Below are 21,367 nucleotides of genomic sequence, written 5' to 3' on the forward strand. Positions count from 1 at the left end.
ACAAAAAATATTTCTATAACTTATAGACGCGTTTGGCATTATCTGAACCAATCATCTTGAGCACACGGCAAGCATCGCTCTCGCTCCACTCACCAGAAATGACCCAATCACTCAGTACTGCGGCCATTCCACGTCTCCACAGAATAGAACCGAGCACATGTAGTTCGGGAAGCCCAAAAGCGTCAGAGGAATACATTTGTTTTGCAAACGGGGACAGCTCGAGTGACTCGCGAATCAACTGGCTACTTTGGGCACCTAGGTAATTGATGGCCAAACCGATATCGAAATACACATTCTCAAATGCTTGCGCGAGATAACCAGCTTCGCGATGGAAGGGATAGCAATGCAAGAGTGCAATAGATGTCCCCCTCACGTGTGGCTGTCGCAACAAGGGCAGTAAATCCATGGGGTTAGTATGGTGCAAATCTAGATCTCGGTCACCGAATCCAACATGAATTTGGAGAGGCAGCCCAGTGGATAAAGCTGCGTGAATGATGAAAGCTTCGATAGTTGGATCGGCTAAACGTGGGATTGACTGTCTTGAGTTTGCCCACTTAGTCACCGCAATAGTTACTTCTGTGTCAAAAGGAATAGTCCAATCAATTTTGAATCCCGTGCGATAAGCAACAATTGTTTTAAATCCCACAGCAGTTTTCGCAGCATGTTCAACTTCAGAACGAAATGCGTTGACGAAATCTTTAACGGGAACCTCAGAAGCCATCAGTGCTTCGGCAATGGATTCCAGTCGCACTATTTCACTCGTAAGTCCGCCAGCCCTCTCCCCAAATTCCTTTGGAGTGGTTATTGCTTGGCTACTAAAACCGGTGTCCATCACCCAGTGACCAACCCTGGCTTGGGTAAGCATGCGACGGTCGAGTTCCTGTGATGACAATGTTGTTCTACTTGACCAGTACTCATCAGCAGGGGCATGCATATCGAGGCCCAGCATTGGAGAGCACCAACGACGAATGGCAAATCCAAGCTGCGAGTCAAACTGCGACATAAATTGTGGAATTGGATCTAATGAAGCTTCATTGATTGATTCTTCAAAGGTCTCACGTGTAATCGGATTGCTGAACGTTCCATGCACATGATGGTCGATCAAAGGAATAGTCGATGCAGCTTCCACAATCGTCTGATTCATTTTCACGTTGCTGTGGAGCCCGTCGCTCAAAATATCGAACATCATTTCCTTATGTACTTCTTCGTTTGTTGAAATGAGAACCGCGACCACACGAGAGAACAGTCAAGAATATTTTCTTCACCTTGGTATCAGTTCCAATGGAACAGATTTATTCTCCCAATGTGGCCACGGTTCTTCACTCAGTTAGCGTTCCTCCGACCCCGACAGATGAATTGGATCGAGCTCTTTTCCGAGTCCTGGTATGAGCAATTCACGAGCCAACGACTCTCCTACGCGTTTAGCGATTCGCGAAGCAGCAATTGCCAGAATCAGACCTGCGGCAACCCAATACAATCCAGCAAGTCCTGGGGTGAACGGATCAGTCGAATCTTTGACGTTGAACCACAGAATTATTGCGATCAGGACTGCACCAAGAATTGGAATCACAGTGCCAAGGAATCGGCCCTTTGAGCCGTGAATTGAGTTGAATCGAGAACTGTTTACGAAATAAACGGCGGCAACTTCAACCATAAAGTAAGCAACCATGAGACAGACGACGCCCGCTACTGCGAAGTAGAAATACGCATCAATGGCTGCGTCCTCGGTTCCCATTACTGGCCAACCAGTAGCTGCACAGATCAATAGCGTCACCACAGTGATCCCGAGAACTAACCAGGCAGCACGACGAGGCCCACCCTTAGGGTGAAGCTTTCCGAGTGACTTTGGCCCAAATCCATCACGTGAGAATGCGTAAAGCATGCGGCTCGAGGTGGCAATTGTTGCCAAGTGAGAGCCGAACGCTGCGCAAGTTGCAGTAAATACTGCAATGACTCCGAACCAAGCACCGATATATTCGGTTCCCAGTTGTCCCAGTGTGTTGCTTGAAGTACCGAATGCTTCAAGCCCAGCAGCGTCTGTTCCAAAGCCAATGGTTTGAGCAAACATCACCACCACGAATAGAACACCGGTTATGAGCAAAGTGCCACTAAGTGCCCGAGGAATGTTTCGCTTTGGATTATTGGTTTCTTCACCAAGTGAAGCACAGGCTTCAAAGCCGGCCCAGGAAAGGAATGCAGCAACGACACCAGCCATGACCGTTCCTACGTCAACGCCCTCAAAACTAAACGTTGAAAAATCAATACCGGTGCTTTGAGCACCACCTTGGCCGAATATGGCAATCACAAGAATGATCATTGCGAGGATGCCAACACCTTCAATAACGAGGAGGACTTTAGCGATGACGGTCACATCTCGGCCAGCAAGGATGAATGAAACAACTGCGCCAAATAGCATGATCAGCCACCAGGGCAATTGGAACGGGTTTTCTACACCAGGCTGAAAAGCTGCGAGCAACGCATTGACGAATGCTGCCGTAAGGGCCAATGTTCCAATTGAGAACCCGATGTAGGCGCCCAACATTGCCCAACCCGCGAAGAATCCCGTCCTTGGGCCAACAGTCGCTCCGATGAGACCGTATGCGGAACCAGCGTGATTCAGGTGGCGAGTTAGGCGGAGGAAGCCATAACCAACTAGAGCGACGCCGATTGCGCCAATCAAGAAGACAAGAGGAACTGATTTCCCAACAATTCCTACAAGGCCCTGTCCATTTCCTGACATTGCCAAGGTGGGGCCGACCATTGCAAGTGAGAGAGCAAGTGCTGCCCACAGTGGCAAGTTTCGCCGAGGTGAACCATCCACTTTCTTATTTGTATCGGTTGATTCCATTTGCGTTTCCTCCTTTGGAAACCTCATAGTTGTGAGCAATTTGCCCTTGTGTAGTCGGCTAACTCCAAGCCAGTCGGAGTGCCGAAGTTATCTCATCGGGTGTTGAGTTCTGAAAGACCTCTATTTCATGACGTCTCACCGCAATAAGCCCACTGATAATTTGAACGCCGAAAATATCCCTCGCGACGTCCGAGTGTTCAAGACGACGTAATGATTCATTTGGTTCTGCGTCTAAACGAAGTTTTTCTGAGTTGTCCGATTCAGATGGATTACCCGCGACTTCCCCAGGTAGTTCCAAGTGCTGATCAATTCCGTTAAGAGCGGAACCTAACAACGCTGCGGAAGCTAGATAAATGTTCGAGCTTGGATCAACAATCTTCAGTTCAATGTTGGCCCCGTGTGGATTCCCAGGCGTTGCGGCTAAGAACCTAAGTGCCGCTTCTCTGTTTTCTAAGCCCCAACACGCAGCAGCCCCAGACCATGAACCAGGCTGAAGTCGCAGGGAGGAAACTATCGAACCCGCGTAGAGGGCTAGTAATTCAGAAACTGAATCGAGAACTCCACCAATAGCACTTCCACCATCTTGTGAGATGCCGTGTGGGCCGTTTCCCTGAGAAAAAATGTTTTCCCCGTTACGGGCAAGCGAAAGGTGCAGGTGCATGCCGTTTCCCGCTCCTCCTACAAACGCAAGTGGCGAGAAGGAGGCTGCCATGTTGTGACGAGAAGCGACTAGACATATCAATATTCGTGCTAGAAGTGCTGTATCAGCCATCTCAACTGGGGACATCGGTGCCAGAGAAACTTCATATTGGTTCACACCGTACTCAGCATGAATTTGTTCCGTACCAACCCCGGCATCTTCAAGTGTTTTGGTGAGATCGGTAAGAAACTGTCGCTTAGAAATAAGCGATCGCATTCCATAACCGGCCCAGTTTGGCTCGTGTAATTCGGATCCATCCTCAGCCAATAAATTGAATTCGAGTTCAACACCCATGAGTGAAGTTAACCCAAGTGATTCAGCTCGAGCTTCTTGTCGCTTCAGTGAAGTACGTGCGCACATTTTTGATGGAGTGCCGTCTTGTTCGAAATAATCTGTCGGCGCCCAAGCCATTCCTTCACCGATAGATCGAACTCGCGTTGGGTCGAGTCGAAGCCGTAGGTCACCTGTAACACCTATATCTTCAGTAAAGGCAATCCCGTTGTCCGCGCAGAACACTACCCATGACGGAGAAGCTCCCATACCTGAATTAGCAAAACTCCGGAGTCGTCTCGTCGGTACTGCCTTGCTTCGAATCACACCTGCAAAGTCAAGAGCTGTGCCAACAAGTAAATCAACGCCATCACTGCTCAGCCTGCTTGCTACAAGATCCAGCTCCTGGACGTCGTATTCATAATTCTTGGGGTCTTCATTGATCCAAGTCACTGTCGATCCCTCCGTTGGGTCGAAATGTTGAGCATAAGACGAAGGCTTCGTCATATTCGTTACAATATATCAATATTTCTGAAAATGTAACATATATACACATAAGATGAATATATTGATTGGTGAAATATGAAGAACGCTTTGTGTTTTCAATAACCGCCAAGAACGGAGAACTCTGGTGTGCAGATTGTTCGCGTACGTCGCTGCAGGTAGCTCGACAGTCAAACGAGAGCTCGGAGACGACGGAGTAGAGAAACTCACATCACTGGCTCGACTTCACGGTGACGGTTGGGGGTGGGCTGGTGTTTCTCAAACTGGTGCTGCTCCCACAACAGTTAAATCACCGAAGTCCGCCCTGAAAGATCCCCAGTTTAACGAAATGCTTTCACAACCGAGTCACGCTGCAATGATTCACTTGCGATGGGCAACCATGGGTTTACCTGTCGAAATATGTAATGCTCACCCCTTCAGCACTGGCGAACTTTCTTTCGAACACAATGGTTCGCTGAAGCCCATTGCGAAGGTTCGTGAAATGCTCTCGGCAGAATCTCGAGCGAAGATGACCGGTGTTACCGACAGTGAAATGTATTTCATGTTGATTCAAGAAGAAATTGGTCACGGATTGACTTTGCCTGAAGCAGTCATCAAAGCCGTTCGGCGATTACGTTCTGCATTCCCGCTCTCGAGCCTGAATGCGATATTGCTTGATTCCCAGCAACTTGTCGTTGTGCACGCAAGTGCCCGCAGCACACTTCCTGAAGCTGATGTTGAAGAATTCAAAGAACTCGGTGGGCTGCCCGACGAACATAATGAAGATTATTTCGCTCTCAGAATGAAGCGAACGATAGATGACACAATACTGATTAGTTCAACGGGCGTTGACGGTTCAGGCTGGGAAAATCTCCCCCCAGAATCCGTGACAACTATTGATCTCGATTCACGCTCGATGCATACTGATTTTCTTTAATAACCCATCAACATTGCAGTGCTGTGACAAACTTTGTAAATGGATGACTTCACAATCTCGGACCAGATCGCGGGCTCGCTTTCTGAAATGGGGCGGGCAAGTCGACAAGTCGGACGCGTACTCCTTGCTGACTATCCAAGTGCCGGGTTATCTACAATTGCCGATCTTGCTGCTCGGGCGGGAGTCAGCGCACCGACAGTCCTGAGATTCACACAAGGACTAGGTTTTGGGGGGTTCTCAGAGTTTCAAAGAGCCCTTCGAGAAGAACTCACGCGTCGCTCATCAGGCCCATTAGTTCGCCTGAATACCCCCAAGACTCATGGCACAGCACGAGAAGTCATCGTTCGCGATGCGACCACCCAAGCTGAAAGAACGCTTGAATCACTTTCGAATATTCCTAATGCCTCCTATGATGCCGCAATCAGTCTTCTCGCAGACCAAAATCGACGCATCTTGCTCACAGGTGGGAGGTTTTCCTATCTCGCTGCCTACCATTTAGGAACTCATCTTCAAGAACTCCGAACCGGGGTTCGAATGTTCAATGACCCCACTGGTCATGATCTCGGAGTTGTTGCAGACCTTGGCCCTCGCGATGTGCTCGTACTCTATGACTTCCATCGCTATCAACGAAGCGCGACCAACCTGGCCATCGCGGCGAAGCAACATGGTGCAACGTTGATACTCATCACCGACAGTGTCGAATGCCCTATTGCTTCTCGCGCCGATGTAGTACTTGATGTGTCTAGCCCAACTGAGCATGCCTTTCAAAGTGACTCTGCAGCGTTTGTACTTGGAGAGCAGCTGCTTAATCTCGTATTGGAACGAATTGGTGAACCCGCACATACTCGTCTTGCTCTCTGGGAGCGAATGAGAGAAGAAGAGCTTCTCTCAGAAAGTTAATGCCCCCAACAACTCCAGGGTTTGATTCTCAGCCAAAGTGGTTCAGAATGAGAAAAAAATGGTCCATGGTGGGCCACAAAAAGACTGGTGCATCATGGCCCGCAAGATTCGCTCCGAAGATGATCAGATCAAACGCCTTCGGGTGTACAACATCGTTGCTGGAGCCATTCACCTGCTCCAAGGTGTGGCATTCCTCTTCATCCTGACCAAACTCAGTTCACAGGTTATGTTCCCCGTGACCGTTGACTACATGACCGGTCCTCCCGGGGTAGACCTCCCCACGGAGCAGGTCACACTGTTTGAAATAAACCTCGGCCTGGGTGTGGTGGCCTTCCTCTTTATGTCGGCTTTCTTCCACTTCCTTATTTCTTTGCCTGGTGTCTTCACGCGCTATGCCAATGGCTTGAAACTCAACCACAACTACTTCCGCTGGACAGAGTATTCACTGAGCTCCTCGGTCATGATCTGGCTGATTGCTCAGCTCAACGGTGCTACCGACTTCGCTGCTCTGTTTGCGATCTTCGCGGTGAACGCCTCCATGATCATGTTCGGGGCACTGCAGGAGAAGTATGAGAAGCCAGGAAACAAGAAGTTCCTGCCATTCATCTTCGGCTCCATGACCGGAATCGTGCCCTGGATCATCATTGCCGTCTACACCCTGCAGCCTGGCTCAACCAGCGCAGCTGAGGTTCCTGGCTTTGTCTATGGCATCGTGATTTCACTCTTCGTGTTCTTCAACACTTTCGCCATCAACCAGGTTTTGCAGTATCGCCAAATTGGCGGTTGGAAGAGCTACCTGCGCGGTGAACGTGCCTACATCACGCTCAGCTTGGTTGCAAAGAGCGTCCTTGCCTGGCAGGTCTTCTCTGGTGCTTTAGTTCCCCTCTTTGTGAACTAAAACACTCAAGAAACTCACGCCCTACTGAAAGAGGGCTAACAACTCCGCAATGGTGGTGTTGTTGTTGAGTGGGTGACGCAGGGGGATTTCACCGTGAACGGTGTAGTGATTGTTGCGACCAACCTTGGTCTTCTCCACATAGCCCGCATCTACTAAGTCCGTGAGAATACCTGCGGTTGCCCGGGCAGTAATCCCTACCTTGGCAGCAATCTGATCAACCGTGAGATCGGCAGATTGCGCAACCGCAACCAACACGTGCCCGTGGTGAGTAAGGAATGTCCATTGAGCCATGCTTACATCCTGACAGACCTTCGCCACAGCGGCTTCAATTCTGCAATCTCAGCCTCTGTTGCTTCAGGAAATTCTTGCTTGTGTACTGGCTCAGCGTGAACAACTTCCTTGTTGCGGCTCACAATCAGGCTCGCCACAATCGCGATCACCAGGATGGCGAGAATCACCGTCAGGGACAATCCACTGGGCACTTTCACAACGTCGTGCAGACCCATCTTGATACCGACCCAGACCAGCACCAGGGCCAGTCCCACCTTGAGATAGATAAAGCGGTGCATCAGATCAGCTAACAGGAAGTACATCGCGCGCAGACCCAGAAGTGCGAAGGCGTTTGCAGTGAAGACCAGGAACGATTCAGACGTCACCGCGAAGATCGCAGGGATGGAATCCACCGCGAAGATAATGTCGGTGAACTCCACCAGCACTAGGACCAACAGCAGTGGAGTGGCGAGTAACGTGCCACCAATTCTCACAAAGAGGCGCTGCCCGTAGAACTTCTTCACGCTCGGCACCCGTGCAGAGAACCACTTATAGAAACGTCCTTGGGTGGGGTCTGAGTGCTCGTTGCGCTTGATCAGCATGTGAATACCGGTATAGATGAGGAAGGCAGCGAAGAGGTAGAGCACCCAGGCAAAGTTTTCGAGGATGACTGATCCCAGCGCGATGAAGATGCCTCGGAAGATCAGCGCACCGAGCACACCCAGGAAGAGCACCCGGTGTTGGTACTTTCGTGGCACGCTAAATGCCGCGAAGATCAATGCCCAGATAAAGACGTTGTCGATAGCGAGGGATTTCTCAATGACGAAACCAGCAAAGTATTGCTGACCGTATTCCTCGCCGAAGCTGTTCCAGATGAGAACGCCGAAGCCCACACCTGTTGCAACCCAGAAGGCTGACCACAGCGCAGCTTCACGCAGGGAGATCTCGTGCGCCTTGCGGTGGGCAAAGAGATCGACCAACAGCATCACGATGATGCCAGCACACACTGCGAGCCACATCCAGAGTTCTATGTTCATGTCTCACCTTCATTAGAGAAAAGTTATTACGGAAAAGTATTTCATGTATTATTGTTCCAGTCAACCGATTGGAATCAGATGTTTGAATCTCTGCAACTCGCTGTCACGAACCTGACCTCTCCCCCCGTGCTGGCCTTTGTATTGGGTCTGATAGCTGTTGGCCTCAGAAGCAAACTCGAGATTCCACCACAGATCTTCAGCGCACTCTCCATCTATCTCCTGCTCGCTATCGGCATCAAAGGCGGTGTGGGTCTGCGTAGCGCAGACCCCACACAGATCGCCGCACCAATTGCCCTGGCCATCGCGGTCGGGCTCTTGATTCCGATCGCCGCCTTCGCGCTCTTGAAGGTACTGACCCCGCTGAGTCAACTCGATCGCGGGGCGATTGCCGCCCACTACGGTTCGACTTCCTTGGTGACCTTCACGGCAGGGCTCATGTTCGTCGAATCCTTAGGGCTCGAAACAGAAGGCTTCTTGCCCACCCTGCTGGCCATCATGGAAGTACCCGGCCTGATTGTGGGCCTTGTCCTTGCCCGCAAGGCCAGCAAAGGTCAAAGCTGGGGTCCCCTCATGCACGAAGTGCTCACTGGGAAGTCCATCTTGCTCTTGGTTGGCGGTCTGGTCATCGGTGCCGTCAGCGGCCAGACCGGCTACGAGCGAGTGGAGCCGTTCTTCGGCGGCCTGTTTGTGGGAGTACTCACACTCTTCCTCCTTCAGCTCGGAATTCAGGCTGGATCACACCTCAAAGAACTGCCGCAGGCCGGCTGGGGATTGCTCGTGTTTGCACTCGGTTTTCCGCTGATTGCCGGCTTTGCAGGAGTTGCACTTGCGGCCTGGATTGGGCTGAGCGCTGGAGGAGCTGCGGTGTTTGGAATTCTGTGCGCTAGTGCGTCATACATCGCAGCACCTGCTGCTGTGAAGCTTTCTCTGCCGCAAGCGAACCCGGGCTTCTATCTCACAGCGAGCTTGGGGATTACCTTCCCGTTCAACCTGATTGTAGGAATACCCCTGTTCGTGTGGTTCGCTCAGGTAATTGGCTAGCCGCTGAAGCAAAACAAAACCCCCTCGCGATGAGGGGGTTTTGACGGCGTAGCTGGAGCGGGGCTCGATCCCGCGACCTCACGATTATGAGTCGTGCGCTCTAACCACCTGAGCTACCCAGCCACGAACATCCGCCGGTGAGGCAGGTTACCCTGCAGCAGTCGAAGAATGATCGGGCCCCGAGCGAGGATTGAACTCGCGACCCCTTCCTTACCATGGAAGTGCTCTACCACTGAGCTATCGGGGCGTATCCATACCTTCGAAGTTTCCCTCGAAAATTGGCACCGTAAGAGATTATCACCTCTGAGCGCATGCTAAAAACACAAGGCGGTTGATGACATACCGCAGGGATGTTCTCAGGAGTTTCGCTCGTGCCTAAACTTGCTCCATGAGTGAAAAAGAGTGGTGGCGTTCCTCCGTTATTTACCAGATCTACCCCCGTTCCTTCGCGGATGCGAATGGTGATGGAATTGGTGACCTCGCGGGGATTACTTCTCGCCTGCCCAAGCTCAAAGAACTCGGTGTTGACGCCATCTGGCTCTCCCCCTTTATGACCAGCCCGCAAAAGGATGCTGGTTATGACGTGGCCAACTACTGTGACGTGGACCCTCTCTTTGGCGCACTTGCAGACTTCGATACTCTCGAGTCCACGGCTCACGGCCTGGGCCTCAAGGTCATTGTTGACTTGGTTCCCAACCACTGCTCCTCTGAGCACCCCTGGTTTGTGGAAGCACTTGCTGCCGGAGAAGGCAGTGAAGAACGTGCCCGCTTCATGTTCCGGGAAGGCAAGGGAGCAAACGGTGAACTTCCTCCCAACAACTGGGAGTCTGTCTTTGGCGGTCCCGCCTGGACTAGAACCACTAACCCAGATGGCACCCCTGGTCAGTGGTACTTGCACCTCTTCGACTCCAGCCAGCCTGACTTCGACTGGACTAACCGCTGGGTTCGTGACCGCTTCCTCGAAATCCTGCGCTTCTGGCTAGACCGTGGTGTCGATGGGTTCCGCGTGGATGTTGCTCACGGTCTCTCCAAGGCACCGGGTCTTCCCGACTTCCGTCGTGACGAGGAGTATTGGAGCACTCCAGCTGAGGTTCGACCTGACAACCCCTACTTCGGTCACGAGGGTGTCCACGAGATCTATCGTGAATGGCACCAGCTGCTTGAGGAATATCCTGGCGAGCGCATTCTCTGCGCTGAGGCATTTGTGGAGCCTCTCACCAAGATGGCTCTGTGGGTTCGTCTTGACGAGATGCAGCAAGCATTTAACTTCCCCTTCCTGGTGACCCGCTGGAATGGCGAACAGATGCGTCAGGTCATCAAGGACTCCATTTCGGCATTCCATGCCGTAGGCGCACCCAGCACCTGGGTGCTCTCCAACCATGACCAGATACGTCACGCAACTCGTCTTGCACTGGATCCCAACGCGAAAACTGCTGACCGCATCACCGGTATTGGGCCACTGACAGAACCTAAGCCAGACAATGCTTTAGGCCTTGCCCGCGGCCGTGCAGCATCAGCCATGATGCTGGCATTGCCCGGAGTGACCTATATGTATCAGGGTGAAGAACTTGGACTTCCTGAAGCAATGGACATTCCTGATGACAAGCGTCAGGACCCCACTTTCTTCCGCACCGCAGGTGAGTCCTATGGCCGTGATGGGTGCCGTGTCCCAATCCCCTGGGAGGCAGAGGCCACTAACTACGGCTTTGGTCCTGCAGGTGAACCATGGTTGCCACAACCTGCCGTCTATCGCGACTTTGCACGTGACCTCCAAGAGGGCGTTCCAGGCTCAACCCTCGAGCTCTACAAAGCAGCGCTGGCGATTCGTAAGGATCGGGCGCTGGGTGACGGCATTCTTGAGTGGATTGAAGGAACGCCAGAAAACGTGCTGGGGTTCCGCAATGGTGACGTAACGGTATTCATCAACTACAGCCAAGACGATTTTGTGTTGCCTGACGGGGACATCATTCTCGACAGCGCTGACAGCAGCTCTGGTGTTCTCACACCCGCAAGTGCTGTCTGGATGGTTTAGTCCCAAACCTCGTTCGGTGCCATACCTGCGTGCTGCACCAGGAATGAATAGGGGTCAATCGGAGCATCTGCCACTCGAATCTCGAGGTGCAAGTGAGGACCGGTGGTAAGACCGGTCTGACCGATATTTCCGACGAAGTCACCCTTCTTGACGGTCTGCCCTGCGGTGACCGTGGGAGAACCCAGGGCCATGTGGCAATAGACACTGGTGAACTTGGTGCCATCAACGTTGTGCTCAATGAATACCGCCACACCACAAGTGGGACCTGGGTTTTCAACCAGGGACACAATGCCATCAGCTACTGAGTAGATGGGGGTGCCATAGGCAGGGTCAATGTCGAGTCCGGTGTGGAAGTTGTAACTTCCAAACAAGTTGCGAGGGCCGTAGGGTGAGGAAATTTTCACTTCATCCACCGGCCAGCGCATGCCGTTAGTAGAGACAGGCACGTTCACGTTGAGTTTCTTGGGTGCATAAGCTCCAGCTGTGGGAGCTACCTGTGCGGCTGTCACACTCACACCGTCACGCCCGGCGTTGACATCACCACCCGTGCCTTCAACGGTCTGCCCATCTCCAATGGCCATAGTGCTCAGGCGGGCCTGCTCAGACTGCAGCGCGACGTCTTCTGGAGAGAGCAGCGCATTGGCTGGAATGCTGGTGGCAATAGCCAAACCAGCAACAAATGCCATGGCAACCATGCTGAAAATCTGTGCACCGCGACGTTTGCGAGACTTCGGTGCAACAATCTTTGGTTCAGTACTGCGACGCTTATGCTTCAACCTCACCTTGACCACTGGAGCAGGAGTGCGAGGAGTTGAAGCCTGTGCAATGAGTGAAATGGGTGCAGGTAATTGAGCAGTATTCACTGGTGGCTCAGTGAGCACTGGCTTTGCGGGGATAACAGGTATTCCCTCAGCGGGCGTGTTCATCTCTGCCTGAACAGGATCCGTCAACACGGGAACATCGTGTGCAGGTTCTGGCAGGACAGCAGTGGCGTCTTCTTCTGCACGAGGTGGTCGATTACGAAGATCTCGTCGACGCAGTGGTGCTTCTTCTGCAAATGCGGGTGGTGCAGCAACCGAAGAAGCTACGGCTTCTTCTATCTGGGTTTCCGCCGGAATACTCAGTTCTCGAGATGGGGTACGCATACCTTGCATCTGACGTTCTAGCTCTTCAGCGAGCCGTTCTTCAGCCAATCGTGCTTCACGCAAACGCATTTCACGTCGGGTGAGGGGCTGTTCTGGGTTCCCCAAGGCGCTCTGCTGGTTATCAGCAGAGAAGTCGTTGGAATCGTGAACCACTAAAACTTTTCCTCACATAATCATGACCCGGGGCTAGTGCCCTGCGGGATGAAAGATAACGGAATGGTTAACGCTACAGATAAACCCTGAGAAAGACCACCCAGAAAAGATCAAATGAAGGTGAATTTCCTTAGCTCAACAGGAGTTTTTCAATCTGAGAAAACAGGTGAGTATTTGTGGCAAGCAGCATTTCCCGGCCCTCTGGAGCACCGTCTAGACCGCCCACAACCCCTCCTGCTTCACGCAGTACGAGGCTACCTGCTGCATAGTCCCATGGTTTGGTGTCTCTCTCGTAGTAGGCATCTAGCTGGCCTGCTGCAACTGCACACAGATCCAGTGACGCTGCTCCAGCACGGCGAATGTCCCTCACGGCAGGAAGAATGCGGGTGAGAACATCTGCCTGTTCAGCTCGCAACTCTGAACTATAGGCAAAGCCCGTTGCCAGCAGAGTGTGGGCGAGCAGGGTCTCTTGGTTGACGGCAAGAGGTGAAGTCATACCTGCCTTAGTCAGGAACGCTCCACCACCAAGCGAAGCGAAGTAGAGCTCGTCATTCATCGGGTTGAAGACCACGCCGGCAAGCTGCTTCCACGTCCCAGGGTCTGGTGTTCCTTCAACCACAGCAATACTGACGGCGAATTGGGGAATGCCGTAGAGGTAGTTCACGGTGCCATCGATTGGGTCAACAATCCAGGTGAGACCTGAAGTTCCTGTGGAGTCTCCACCCTCTTCGCCATAGAAGCCGTCCTCGGGGCGAAGCTCGGCCAGACGGGACTTCACAAACTCTTCACACTCGCGGTCTGCGAACGTCACCACATCGATAGAACTGGACTTTGTATCAGCCACCACAACGCCTTCGCTGCGACGGCGTGCAATCAGTTCACCGGCTTCAAGTGCAATTGTGCGAGCAATGTCGAGAAGTTCTGTGGGGGAAACAGGCATGGTCTTAGGTTAGCTCACTCCAAGATTATGATTTCATATCGCCTAAGTTATGATAGGTGTTATGAAATCCTCAGCTCCGCTGCTTTCTCCTATTTTGCGTTCTGATACCCAAGGGAGAATGCTTGCTGCCCTCATGCGCGATGCAGAAAAGGAACTTTCGCTCACTGAACTAGCAGCCCAGTGCAGTGTTGCCGTTCCTACGATTTTGCGAGATGTTGATCGGCTGATTGACGGGGGTTATGTCACAGCGCGCCGGGTTGGCCGAAACCGGCTAGTTCGCATCAACACAGAGCACCCCATCTATGCCTCCCTATGGAACGTGGTCATGTTCGGATACGGTCCAGCCGCACTACTCCCTGGCCTACTCTCTGGTTTGCCCGGTATTGAACATGCCTATATTTATGGTTCGTGGGCCGCGAGATTCCTCGGTGAAAGTGGTGAAAGTCCTCAGGACATTGACGTGCTCATTGTCGGTGGCTCCGAATATGGTGACCTCTATGAGGTTGCGCACAAGGCCTCTGCACTTGTCGGCCGAGAGGTCAGCATCAACGTGATAACCCCTGAACGCTGGGCAAACCAGAAAGATGGGTTTGTCACCACGGTGAAGAGCCGACCATTGCTGGAGTTAAATCTGGAGAAATAGTGATTACCCACTGGAAACAAGGGCGCACCGACATAGAAACAATGGTGAAAGCCGGCTACCTCCAGAAAGTATCGCCCGATCGTGATCTTGCAGATCTCTTCCTCAATCACGCCCGACTTCACCTCCACACCGCAACGCAAGTTCAATCAACAGACCCCGCCGGCAGTTTTCAGATTGCTTACGATGCTGCAAGAAAATCATGTGCTGCATTGTTGGAGAATCAGGGTCTGCGCGCAACCTCTAAAGGTGGGCATAGAGCAGTTGAAGACGCGCTCCGGGCCCAGTTAGTTCCTCCGTTGAAGTCACAACTGAACAATTTTGGCTGGATGCGCACTCTTCGAAACGCTTCTGAGTACCCGAGCTTTGATAACCCGACAGCTGATGCCTCCGACGCACAAACTGCCATCGCATACGCCAAGGAGCTTCTCGGCCTAGCCGAAAAGCTCCTTGATGAGATGCCTGTGTTTTAACCTGAATCTCTACGCCTGGAAGGCGAGGGTTCCGTCGATGTAGGTTTCGTTGACCACGATCTTGTCCCAGCTTTCTGGATCAGAAGTCCAGGGGTTGCTGTCTAGAACGGCGTAGTCAGCACGCTTACCCACTTCGAGCGAGCCACGGTCATCTGCGTGAATCTGCCAAGCTGCATCTCTGGTGATTGCGGCTAGTGCTTGTGCGGGAGTTGCGCTTTCAGCTGCGTTGAGGACAGAACCATCTGCCTGCAAACGACGCAATACTGCAGTTTGAGCACTCAACAGGGGGTGAACCTTGCTCACGTTGTAATCGGAGTGCAAGCTGACGTTGATACCCGCCTTGATTGCCGAGGCAACGCGGTCAAGTCGGTCTGCACGCTCTGCGCCGAGAATGGTGTCACGGAACGCAGCACCCCAGTAGAGGACGTGGTTCATTAAGAAGGTTGCTGAGATGCCAAGCTTGGCAGTGCGCGCTAGCTGGTCATCTGTCGTGACGGAGTAGTGCACGAATGCGTGACGCAAATCAGCGTTAGCGCTGCCGGGAAGGATTTCTTCCATAGCTTCGAGCGCCATTTCCACCGCAGCATCACCATTGGTGTGCAAGTTGATCTGCCAGCCATCGTTCAGGCCGGCGCGAATCGCACCGCGCAATGTCTCAGGCGTCCAGTTGCCGTGACCACCGTTGTTTTCACCGAGGTATGGCTGCATGAAGTAGCCAGAACGTCCCTGGTTTGATCCGTCTGCGACGACCTTCCAGGCATCTGCACGAACCATTTCGTCGCCACTAAATGGGGTGACACCAGCGTCCTTCCAGGTTTGTGCAACCTGTTCTGGAGTCTTGCCGGCCATAATCGCGAACTGTGCAGTGGACACACGCACGGGCAGACGCTTCGCACCATTGAGTTGGTGCAACATGGCCAATTCGCTCACACCAGCAAGGGTGCCGGTGGCACCTTCACGAAGTGAGGTAACTCCCTGCTTGGCACACTCAGTCAAAATCTCAGTGATGCCAGCTGCCAGCTCCTGAGCAGAGGGCTTGGGGAACGTGGCCAACACCATCATCATTGCTGGAGCCTCACCGATAACCCCAGTGAGCTTGCCGTCAGCACGACCGAAGTTGCCACCGACTGGATCTGGGGTGTCGTAGGTAATGCCGGCGGCTGCAAACGCAGCTGTGTTTGCGTAGAGGTAGTGCATCGAAGCGTTCATTACGATGACTGGGTTGTTGGGGGAAATCTGGTCGAGGATGTCAAGGGTTAGATCAGGTTCACCGGGGAACAAGCTGGGGTCAAAGAGCTTGCCCAAGACATACTGTCCAGCAGGTGTAGCTGCTGCTGCGGTCTTGAGCACGGCAACCACATCGTCGAACGTCGCACACACTTCGTGTGAAACATCGGTCCAGGTGAGGTTGAGCAGTGAAGTCCAGATGTGCATGTGGGGCTCGATGAGGCCTGGAACAACAACACCCTCAGGCTTCACCGTCTTGGTCGAGGAATCAACAAGACCTTCAACATCCTTGAGCGCACCGATGCCGATGATGGCTCCACCAGAGATAGCCATTGCTTCTGCCAATGGGGCAGCAGGATTGCCCGTGGCAATCGTGCCGACAACCAGAATCTCAGCAGAAGCCCCGACGGTCTTTCCAGCAGCGTGATTCGCAGCGGTGACGGTTGTTCCGGCGGAGCTGAGAGCTGCGCCGAGGTGATCTTGGGTAACGGGGTGTGCTGAGCAGCAACCTGCAGACATGGTGAACTCCTTCGTTTGTTCGTCACTCAAGCTATCAGCAGAGTCTGAACGATTGGTCTATGAAAAACTTATGGCCTTTTTGCTGTGTGAATGACACTGCGCAGCGGTGAGGTTTCTGGCAGTAAATCCATGACAGCAACACCGTCAATTGGTTCCGCCAGTGGCTCAGCAAACTCAGCATGTGGAACAGCTTCAGCTATATGCGCCAGGAAGGAATCTTTGAGCTGCTGCGCCTTCATCATGTTTCCAGCCCAGCTAAAGCGTGGAGATTCCGTTTCCAACAAGCCCACTCGTCGTGCTCCAGTCACTGCGGAAATCGCTAATTCTCTGCCTGCTTCCTCCACGATCGCGCGAGCGACGGCATCTTCTTGAGCATGCTCAATGACCTGCTGGGCGAAAGACGCGATGCGGGCCACCCGGTCATGGCTCGTCTGTAACTCGATGTAGGCCTCCTCCGGGTGGGAGAAATTATCCTGCAGCAGTGAAATCAAGGAACTGTCTGCGATGCGACCGTCATAGACACGCATCCCCGCATCAAGCCCAGCGCGACCTATCCAATACGCAGATCCGGCGTCACCGATGAGATTTCCCCAGCCGTCGATACGGGCCATCTCTGTTTCTCCCACAGCGAGAGTAACAACCCCTGTTCCCACCGCCGTCACAGTTCCGTTCTCCACTCCCATGCTTCCAAGAAAGCCGGTAATGGAGTCATGAGCTAGCGACACACGAAAAACAGTGGCGGGGAGTAATCCCAGGAGTTCCTCCGGTTTGCTCTGAGACGCCGTGAGTCCCGTCATCCCGATAGACAAAGAGACAGGTAACGTGACGCTCGTCAGTGCCGAAGTAATGATGGTGGCAAGTTGAGGAAAGAGTTCCGAATCGGTTTTGAGACCAGGGAACTGCTGAGTGTGTTTTTCATCACCGCTGATCAGTAACGTTCGGACGCCGGTCTGCCCTGCATCCAACGCAAGGGTGAGGTTTTCTCCCAACGGAGCATTCATGGCACTACCTTCCACACGCAGAAGACTCTTCAATGAGCCTTCCCACAGGTTACTTGCTGAACATACTGATCCGTCGAAAAGAGGGCTGAAAGAACGTCACCTTCGTGACTCATAATTGAGAGGTGAGTGCACAGGAAGTAATCCGGGATCTGCAGGAATTAGCAGACCCCGAAAGAGCGGCTCACTCTGCTGGTTATTTCAAAACCGGGCCTGGTGAATATGGCGAAGGTGACATCTTTATCGGCCTGACTGTTCCTCAAGGTCGAGAGATTGCTCAGCGACACAAGTCCCTTCCTCCTGCAGAGGCTCTTGAGCTACTGCAATCCCCCATCCACGAGGTAAGGCTGTGTGCTCTGCACATCCTGGTGAACCGTTTCAAGCGCTCAAAGTCAGAGATTGAGAAAGCAGAGCTCTTTGCTCTGTATCTCTCCAGCGTGCAGGCCGGCTACGTCAACAACTGGGATCTCATCGACACCAGCGCCCCCACCTTCGGTGAGTTCTTGTTGCCAGATGAAAACAGAAGAGAGCTACTCCTAGAACTCGCTCACAGTGAATCACTCTGGGAGCGCAGGCTCTCCATCATGTTCACCTTTGCGTTCATTCGTGCGAATGAATTCGAGGACGCCCTGGCCATGGCCGAGTTCCACTTGAGTGATACCCACGACCTCATCCACAAAGCCTCAGGTTGGATGCTCAGAGAGATAGGTAAGCGTGATGTTGAGGTGCTTCGAAACTTCCTCCGTGCACACGCAGAAGTGATGCCGCGAACCGAACTCCGCTATGCCATCGAAAAACTTGACGAGGATGAGCGGCAGTATTGGCTATCTGTTCGACGGGAAGCCAAGTCTTAAACAGATAAGCCCTTGATTGCTCAAGGGCTTATCTTCTGAAAACTTCAGGATTAGTTGATCGAGTCGATGACCTTGTTCAACGTTGCGGAAGGTCGCATGACCTTCACAATCTTGTCTGCATCAGGCTTGTAGTAACCACCGATGTCGGCAGGCTTGCCCTGAACTGCGATGAGCTCAGCAACAATGGTCTCTTCCTGAGAAGCGAGAGCTTCTGCAATCGGAGCAAAGATTGCTGCAAGTTCTGCATCGTCGGTCTGTATGGCCAATTCCTGAGCCCAGTAGAGGCCGAGATAAAAGTGGCTGCCACGGTTGTCGATGGTGCCGACCTTGCGACCGGGTGAACGGTCTTCTTCGAGGAAGGTTCCAGTCGCACGGTCCAGGGTGGTGGAAAGCACGAGTGCCTTCTTGTTACCAGTGGTGTCGGAGAGGTGCTCAAGTGAGGCAGCAAGTGCGAAAAATTCACCGAGTGAATCCCAGCGCAGGAAGTTCTCTTCCACCAACTGCTGAACGTGCTTAGGAGCGGATCCACCTGCACCGGTTTCGAACAAGCCACCACCGTTAAGCAGAGGAACGATCGAGAGCATCTTGGCGCTGGTGCCCACCTCCAGGATGGGGAACAGGTCCGTGTTGTAGTCACGGAGCACGTTGCCGGTAACAGAGATGGTGTCGAGGCCCTGACGAATACGAGCCAGTGAGTACTTGGTTGCCTCGGCGGGAGCCATGATCTCAATGGTGAGACCGGAGGTGTCGTGATCCTTCAGGTAGGTCTTGACCTTGGCAATGATCTGAGCGTCGTGTGCACGCTTCTCGTCCAGCCAGAAGACAGCAGGAGTGTTGCTTGCGCGCGCACGGGTCACTGCAAGCTTGACCCAGTCACGAATAGGCACATCCTTAGCCTGCGTTGCACGCCAGATGTCTCCCTTGTGCACGTTGTGGGAGATGAGAACGTCTCCAGCTGCGTTGACGATGTCAACGCGGCCGTCGGAAGCAATCTCGAAGGTCTTATCGTGGCTGCCGTATTCCTCTGCTGCCTGAGCCATGAGGCCCACGTTAGGAACGGTGCCGATGGTTGCAGGATCAAGAGGACCGTTCGCAATGACGTCTTCGATGGTTGCCTGGTAAACACCAGCGTAGGAAGAGTCTGGAATCACTGCGAGAGTGTCGTCTTCGCCACCATCAACACCCCACAGCTTGCCGCCGTTACGAACGAGGGCAGGCATGGATGCGTCCACGATCACATCGGAAGGAACGTGCAGGTTGGTGATGCCCTTGTCGCTGTTGGTATAGCTCAGGCGAGGACCTGCTGCGATTGCTGCGCTGAAGTCAGCAGCAATCTGCTCACCTCCGACAACATCGCTCAGACCAGCCAGGATCGAACCCAAACCATCGTTGGGAGTGAGCCCTGCAGCTTCAAGCGCAGCTCCGTGCTTGTCGAATACGTCTGCAAAGAAAGCCTTTACGACGTGACCGAAGATGATGGGATCGCTGACCTTCATCATGGTGGCCTTGAGGTGGACGGAGTAGAGAACGTTGTCCGCCTTGGCCTGCTTGAGAGTCTCTGCCAGGAATGCGTCCAGAGCAGAGGCGGACAGGAAGGTGGCGTCCACGATCTCACCATCAAGAACTGCAAGTCCAGACTTGAGTACCGTCTCGGTACCGTCGGCCGCAGTGTGTCGAATGGTGAGGGTGTCAGCAGATGGCATCACGACGGACTTTTCGTTGGAGAAGAAGTCATCGTGGCCCATAGTGGCCACGCGAGTCTTGGAACCGGCAGCGAAAGGCTTGTTCACGTGAGGGTGCTTGCGAGCGTATGCCTTCACCGAGGCAGGTGCGCGACGGTCGCTGTTTCCTTCACGAAGAACAGGGTTGACGGCGGATCCCTTGATCTTGTCGTAACGAGCACGTGCTTCTCGCTCTTCGTCCGTGCTGGCGTCCTCGGGGTAGTCAGGAACGTCATAACCAGCAGCCTGGAGCTCTGCAATAGCTGCCTTGAGCTGAGGAATAGACGCCGAGATGTTGGGAAGCTTGATGATGTTTGCTTCGGGCTTGGTTGCGAGCTGACCAAGCTCCTTGAGGGCGTCTGAGACTTTCTGGTCTTCCTTCAGGCGCTCAGGGAATGCAGCGAGGATGCGGCCGGAAAGGGAGATGTCGCGGGTTTCGATCGAGACATCTGCAGCTTTGGCATAGGCCTGAACGATGGGGAGGAACGAGGCGGTAGCTAATGCTGGCGCCTCGTCAGTGTGGGTGTAGACGATGGTCGAATCGTTCATGGCTGGCCATTCTTTTTCTGGGGTGGGTCTCTACAAAATCTTCCCCCAGCCTACCAAAAGTATCTTGATATCGAGCTACTTTTTTTATCGAAGCAAACAGAAAGCCCCTCCGGAGAGGGGCTTATCTTGTGGTGGCAAGTGAGGTGTCTAGGTTCACGACCTTGTTGACACATGAGTCGCGTCCTTATTAACACTAGATGAGTCGCGTCCTTGTTGACACTCTGGAGCAATGTCGAAACAACGCGTCGTCGTCCTCTCTATCGTCCACCAAGGCCTAACAGTCACTGAAGCAGCCAGAACTCATGGCTTCTCCAGAGCCCATATCTACACCCTCCTCAAGCGTTATCAAGAAGGTGGCCTTGACGCTGTCGAACCTCAATCGTCCAGGCCGAAGTCCTCACCACATGCCCTCAGCGATGAACTGCGTTTGCGCATTATTCAATTGCGCATCCATCTCGATGCAGAAGGACTCGATCATGGACCTGAAAGCATTCAACCGTTCCTCACTACTGAAGGCTTCACTGCGCCGTCCACATCCACAATCAGACGTGTTCTCCACCAGGCAGGACTCATCACCCCGGAGCCGAAGAAAAGACCTAAATCTTCTTTCCTCAGTTTCGAAGCAGACCAACCCAACGAAACCTGGCAGTCGGATTTCACCCACTGGTCATTAGCTGACGGGCGCGATATTGAAATCATTAACTGGCTCGATGACCATTCCAGAAAGCTACT

The 21,367-nt window shown here is 53.1% G+C and carries 19 protein-coding genes and 2 tRNA genes; 9 read left to right on the forward strand and 12 right to left on the reverse strand.

Going from position 1 to position 21,367, the window contains the following annotated elements; translation table 11 throughout:
• Positions 1-13: 13 nt before the first annotated feature.
• The 3 genes from RR877_RS02350 to RR877_RS02360 all read right to left on the reverse strand — a co-directional run bounded on the left by RR877_RS02350 (position 14) and on the right by RR877_RS02360 (position 4,271).
• Positions 14-1,189, reverse strand: a complete 1,176-nt coding sequence (locus RR877_RS02350) for an amidohydrolase family protein (RefSeq protein WP_332627655.1) — start codon at positions 1,187-1,189, stop codon at positions 14-16.
• Positions 1,190-1,327: 138 nt separating this feature from the next.
• A complete protein-coding gene (locus RR877_RS02355) occupies positions 1,328-2,848 on the reverse strand; it encodes an APC family permease (RefSeq protein WP_332551049.1) in 1,521 nt (506 codons plus the stop codon).
• A gap of 58 nt (positions 2,849-2,906) precedes the next feature.
• On the reverse strand, positions 2,907-4,271 hold the full coding sequence (locus tag RR877_RS02360; protein WP_332551050.1) for a glutamine synthetase family protein: 1,365 nt from the start codon (positions 4,269-4,271) through the stop codon (positions 2,907-2,909).
• 187 nt (positions 4,272-4,458) lie between these two features.
• Between RR877_RS02360 and RR877_RS02365 the strand changes: the two genes are divergently transcribed.
• The 3 genes from RR877_RS02365 (at position 4,459) to heR (ending at position 7,036) form a co-directional block, all read left to right on the forward strand.
• Positions 4,459-5,238, forward strand: coding sequence for a class II glutamine amidotransferase (locus RR877_RS02365; protein ID WP_332627656.1), 780 nt, complete (start codon positions 4,459-4,461; stop codon positions 5,236-5,238).
• 39 nt (positions 5,239-5,277) lie between these two features.
• Positions 5,278-6,138, forward strand: a complete 861-nt coding sequence (locus tag RR877_RS02370; protein ID WP_332551052.1) for a MurR/RpiR family transcriptional regulator — start codon at positions 5,278-5,280, stop codon at positions 6,136-6,138.
• Positions 6,139-6,232: 94 nt separating this feature from the next.
• The gene (gene heR / locus RR877_RS02375; protein ID WP_332551053.1) at positions 6,233-7,036 is read left to right on the forward strand and encodes a heliorhodopsin HeR; all 804 of its coding nucleotides are present in this window, start codon (positions 6,233-6,235) and stop codon (positions 7,034-7,036) included.
• A gap of 21 nt (positions 7,037-7,057) precedes the next feature.
• On the opposite strand, the gene RR877_RS02380 is transcribed toward heR, so the two are convergent.
• Both RR877_RS02380 and RR877_RS02385 read right to left on the reverse strand, forming a co-directional pair.
• Complete coding sequence (locus RR877_RS02380; RefSeq protein ID WP_110234611.1) at positions 7,058-7,327, reverse strand: winged helix-turn-helix domain-containing protein; 270 nt, start codon at positions 7,325-7,327, stop codon at positions 7,058-7,060.
• Positions 7,328-7,329: 2 nt separating this feature from the next.
• Positions 7,330-8,343 carry a TerC family protein gene (locus tag RR877_RS02385; RefSeq protein WP_332551054.1) on the reverse strand — a complete coding sequence of 338 codons (1,014 nt, stop codon included), beginning with the start codon at positions 8,341-8,343 and terminating at the stop codon, positions 7,330-7,332.
• Positions 8,344-8,421: 78 nt separating this feature from the next.
• Between RR877_RS02385 and RR877_RS02390 the strand changes: the two genes are divergently transcribed.
• The gene (locus RR877_RS02390; RefSeq protein ID WP_332551055.1) at positions 8,422-9,384 is read left to right on the forward strand and encodes a sodium-dependent bicarbonate transport family permease; all 963 of its coding nucleotides are present in this window, start codon (positions 8,422-8,424) and stop codon (positions 9,382-9,384) included.
• A 49-nt stretch (positions 9,385-9,433) separates the two neighbouring features.
• Here the strand turns inward: RR877_RS02390 and RR877_RS02395 are convergent.
• Together RR877_RS02395 and RR877_RS02400 are read right to left on the reverse strand one after the other, a co-directional pair.
• Positions 9,434-9,507, reverse strand: a tRNA-Met gene (locus RR877_RS02395).
• Between the two features lie 52 nt (positions 9,508-9,559).
• Positions 9,560-9,631, reverse strand: a tRNA-Thr gene (locus tag RR877_RS02400).
• 141 nt (positions 9,632-9,772) lie between these two features.
• Here RR877_RS02400 and RR877_RS02405 point away from each other — a divergent pair.
• Positions 9,773-11,416: a glycoside hydrolase family 13 protein gene (locus RR877_RS02405; protein ID WP_332551056.1), complete on the forward strand. Its 1,644-nt coding sequence runs from the start codon at positions 9,773-9,775 to the stop codon at positions 11,414-11,416.
• Here RR877_RS02405 and RR877_RS02410 read toward each other — a convergent pair.
• Together RR877_RS02410 and RR877_RS02415 are read right to left on the reverse strand one after the other, a co-directional pair.
• A complete protein-coding gene (locus RR877_RS02410) occupies positions 11,413-12,714 on the reverse strand; it encodes a M23 family metallopeptidase (RefSeq protein ID WP_332551057.1) in 1,302 nt (433 codons plus the stop codon). The genes RR877_RS02405 and RR877_RS02410 overlap by 4 nt on opposite strands.
• A gap of 130 nt (positions 12,715-12,844) precedes the next feature.
• On the reverse strand, positions 12,845-13,654 hold the full coding sequence (locus tag RR877_RS02415) for an inositol monophosphatase family protein (protein ID WP_332551058.1): 810 nt from the start codon (positions 13,652-13,654) through the stop codon (positions 12,845-12,847).
• 61 nt (positions 13,655-13,715) lie between these two features.
• Between RR877_RS02415 and RR877_RS02420 the strand changes: the two genes are divergently transcribed.
• Together RR877_RS02420 and RR877_RS02425 are read left to right on the forward strand one after the other, a co-directional pair.
• Complete coding sequence (locus RR877_RS02420; RefSeq protein WP_332551059.1) at positions 13,716-14,297, forward strand: hypothetical protein; 582 nt, start codon at positions 13,716-13,718, stop codon at positions 14,295-14,297.
• Complete coding sequence (locus RR877_RS02425) at positions 14,297-14,767, forward strand: HEPN domain-containing protein (protein WP_332551060.1); 471 nt, start codon at positions 14,297-14,299, stop codon at positions 14,765-14,767. Before RR877_RS02420 ends, RR877_RS02425 begins: the two co-directional genes overlap by 1 nt.
• Before the next feature lie 9 nt (positions 14,768-14,776).
• Here RR877_RS02425 and RR877_RS02430 read toward each other — a convergent pair whose 3' ends face one another.
• Positions 14,777-16,513 (reverse strand): amidohydrolase, encoded by a 1,737-nt coding sequence (locus RR877_RS02430; RefSeq protein WP_332551061.1) that lies wholly within the window; start codon positions 16,511-16,513, stop codon positions 14,777-14,779.
• 68 nt (positions 16,514-16,581) lie between these two features.
• The gene (locus RR877_RS02435; RefSeq protein ID WP_332627658.1) at positions 16,582-17,547 is read right to left on the reverse strand and encodes a BadF/BadG/BcrA/BcrD ATPase family protein; all 966 of its coding nucleotides are present in this window, start codon (positions 17,545-17,547) and stop codon (positions 16,582-16,584) included.
• 89 nt (positions 17,548-17,636) lie between these two features.
• On the opposite strand from RR877_RS02435, the gene RR877_RS02440 reads away from it, so the two are divergent.
• Complete coding sequence (locus RR877_RS02440; protein WP_332551063.1) at positions 17,637-18,365, forward strand: DNA alkylation repair protein; 729 nt, start codon at positions 17,637-17,639, stop codon at positions 18,363-18,365.
• A 50-nt stretch (positions 18,366-18,415) separates the two neighbouring features.
• Here RR877_RS02440 and RR877_RS02445 read toward each other — a convergent pair whose 3' ends face one another.
• Positions 18,416-20,635, reverse strand: coding sequence for an NADP-dependent isocitrate dehydrogenase (locus RR877_RS02445; protein WP_332551064.1), 2,220 nt, complete (start codon positions 20,633-20,635; stop codon positions 18,416-18,418).
• Between the two features lie 229 nt (positions 20,636-20,864).
• On the opposite strand from RR877_RS02445, the gene RR877_RS02450 reads away from it, so the two are divergent.
• Positions 20,865-21,367 (forward strand): helix-turn-helix domain-containing protein (locus tag RR877_RS02450; protein WP_332627660.1); only part of this gene is annotated, 503 nt, incomplete at its 3' end.

Origin of the sequence: Aurantimicrobium sp. (assembly GCF_036667855.1) — a bacterium.
Lineage (GTDB): Bacteria > Actinomycetota > Actinomycetes > Actinomycetales > Microbacteriaceae > Aurantimicrobium.

Coding starts and splice junctions, on each gene's coding strand:
- heR (WP_332551053.1), top strand. CDS start 6,233: ATGGCCCGCAAGATTCGCTCCGAAGATGATCAGATCAAACGCCTTCGG.
- RR877_RS02355 (WP_332551049.1), bottom strand. CDS start 2,848: ATGGAATCAACCGATACAAATAAGAAAGTGGATGGTTCACCTCGGCGA.
- RR877_RS02350 (WP_332627655.1), bottom strand. CDS start 1,189: ATGATGTTCGATATTTTGAGCGACGGGCTCCACAGCAACGTGAAAATG.
- RR877_RS02405 (WP_332551056.1), top strand. CDS start 9,773: ATGAGTGAAAAAGAGTGGTGGCGTTCCTCCGTTATTTACCAGATCTAC.
- RR877_RS02430 (WP_332551061.1), bottom strand. CDS start 16,513: ATGTCTGCAGGTTGCTGCTCAGCACACCCCGTTACCCAAGATCACCTC.
- RR877_RS02370 (WP_332551052.1), top strand. CDS start 5,278: ATGGATGACTTCACAATCTCGGACCAGATCGCGGGCTCGCTTTCTGAA.
- RR877_RS02385 (WP_332551054.1), bottom strand. CDS start 8,343: ATGAACATAGAACTCTGGATGTGGCTCGCAGTGTGTGCTGGCATCATC.
- RR877_RS02380 (WP_110234611.1), bottom strand. CDS start 7,327: ATGGCTCAATGGACATTCCTTACTCACCACGGGCACGTGTTGGTTGCG.
- RR877_RS02415 (WP_332551058.1), bottom strand. CDS start 13,654: ATGCCTGTTTCCCCCACAGAACTTCTCGACATTGCTCGCACAATTGCA.
- RR877_RS02390 (WP_332551055.1), top strand. CDS start 8,422: ATGTTTGAATCTCTGCAACTCGCTGTCACGAACCTGACCTCTCCCCCC.
- RR877_RS02420 (WP_332551059.1), top strand. CDS start 13,716: ATGAAATCCTCAGCTCCGCTGCTTTCTCCTATTTTGCGTTCTGATACC.
- RR877_RS02445 (WP_332551064.1), bottom strand. CDS start 20,635: ATGAACGATTCGACCATCGTCTACACCCACACTGACGAGGCGCCAGCA.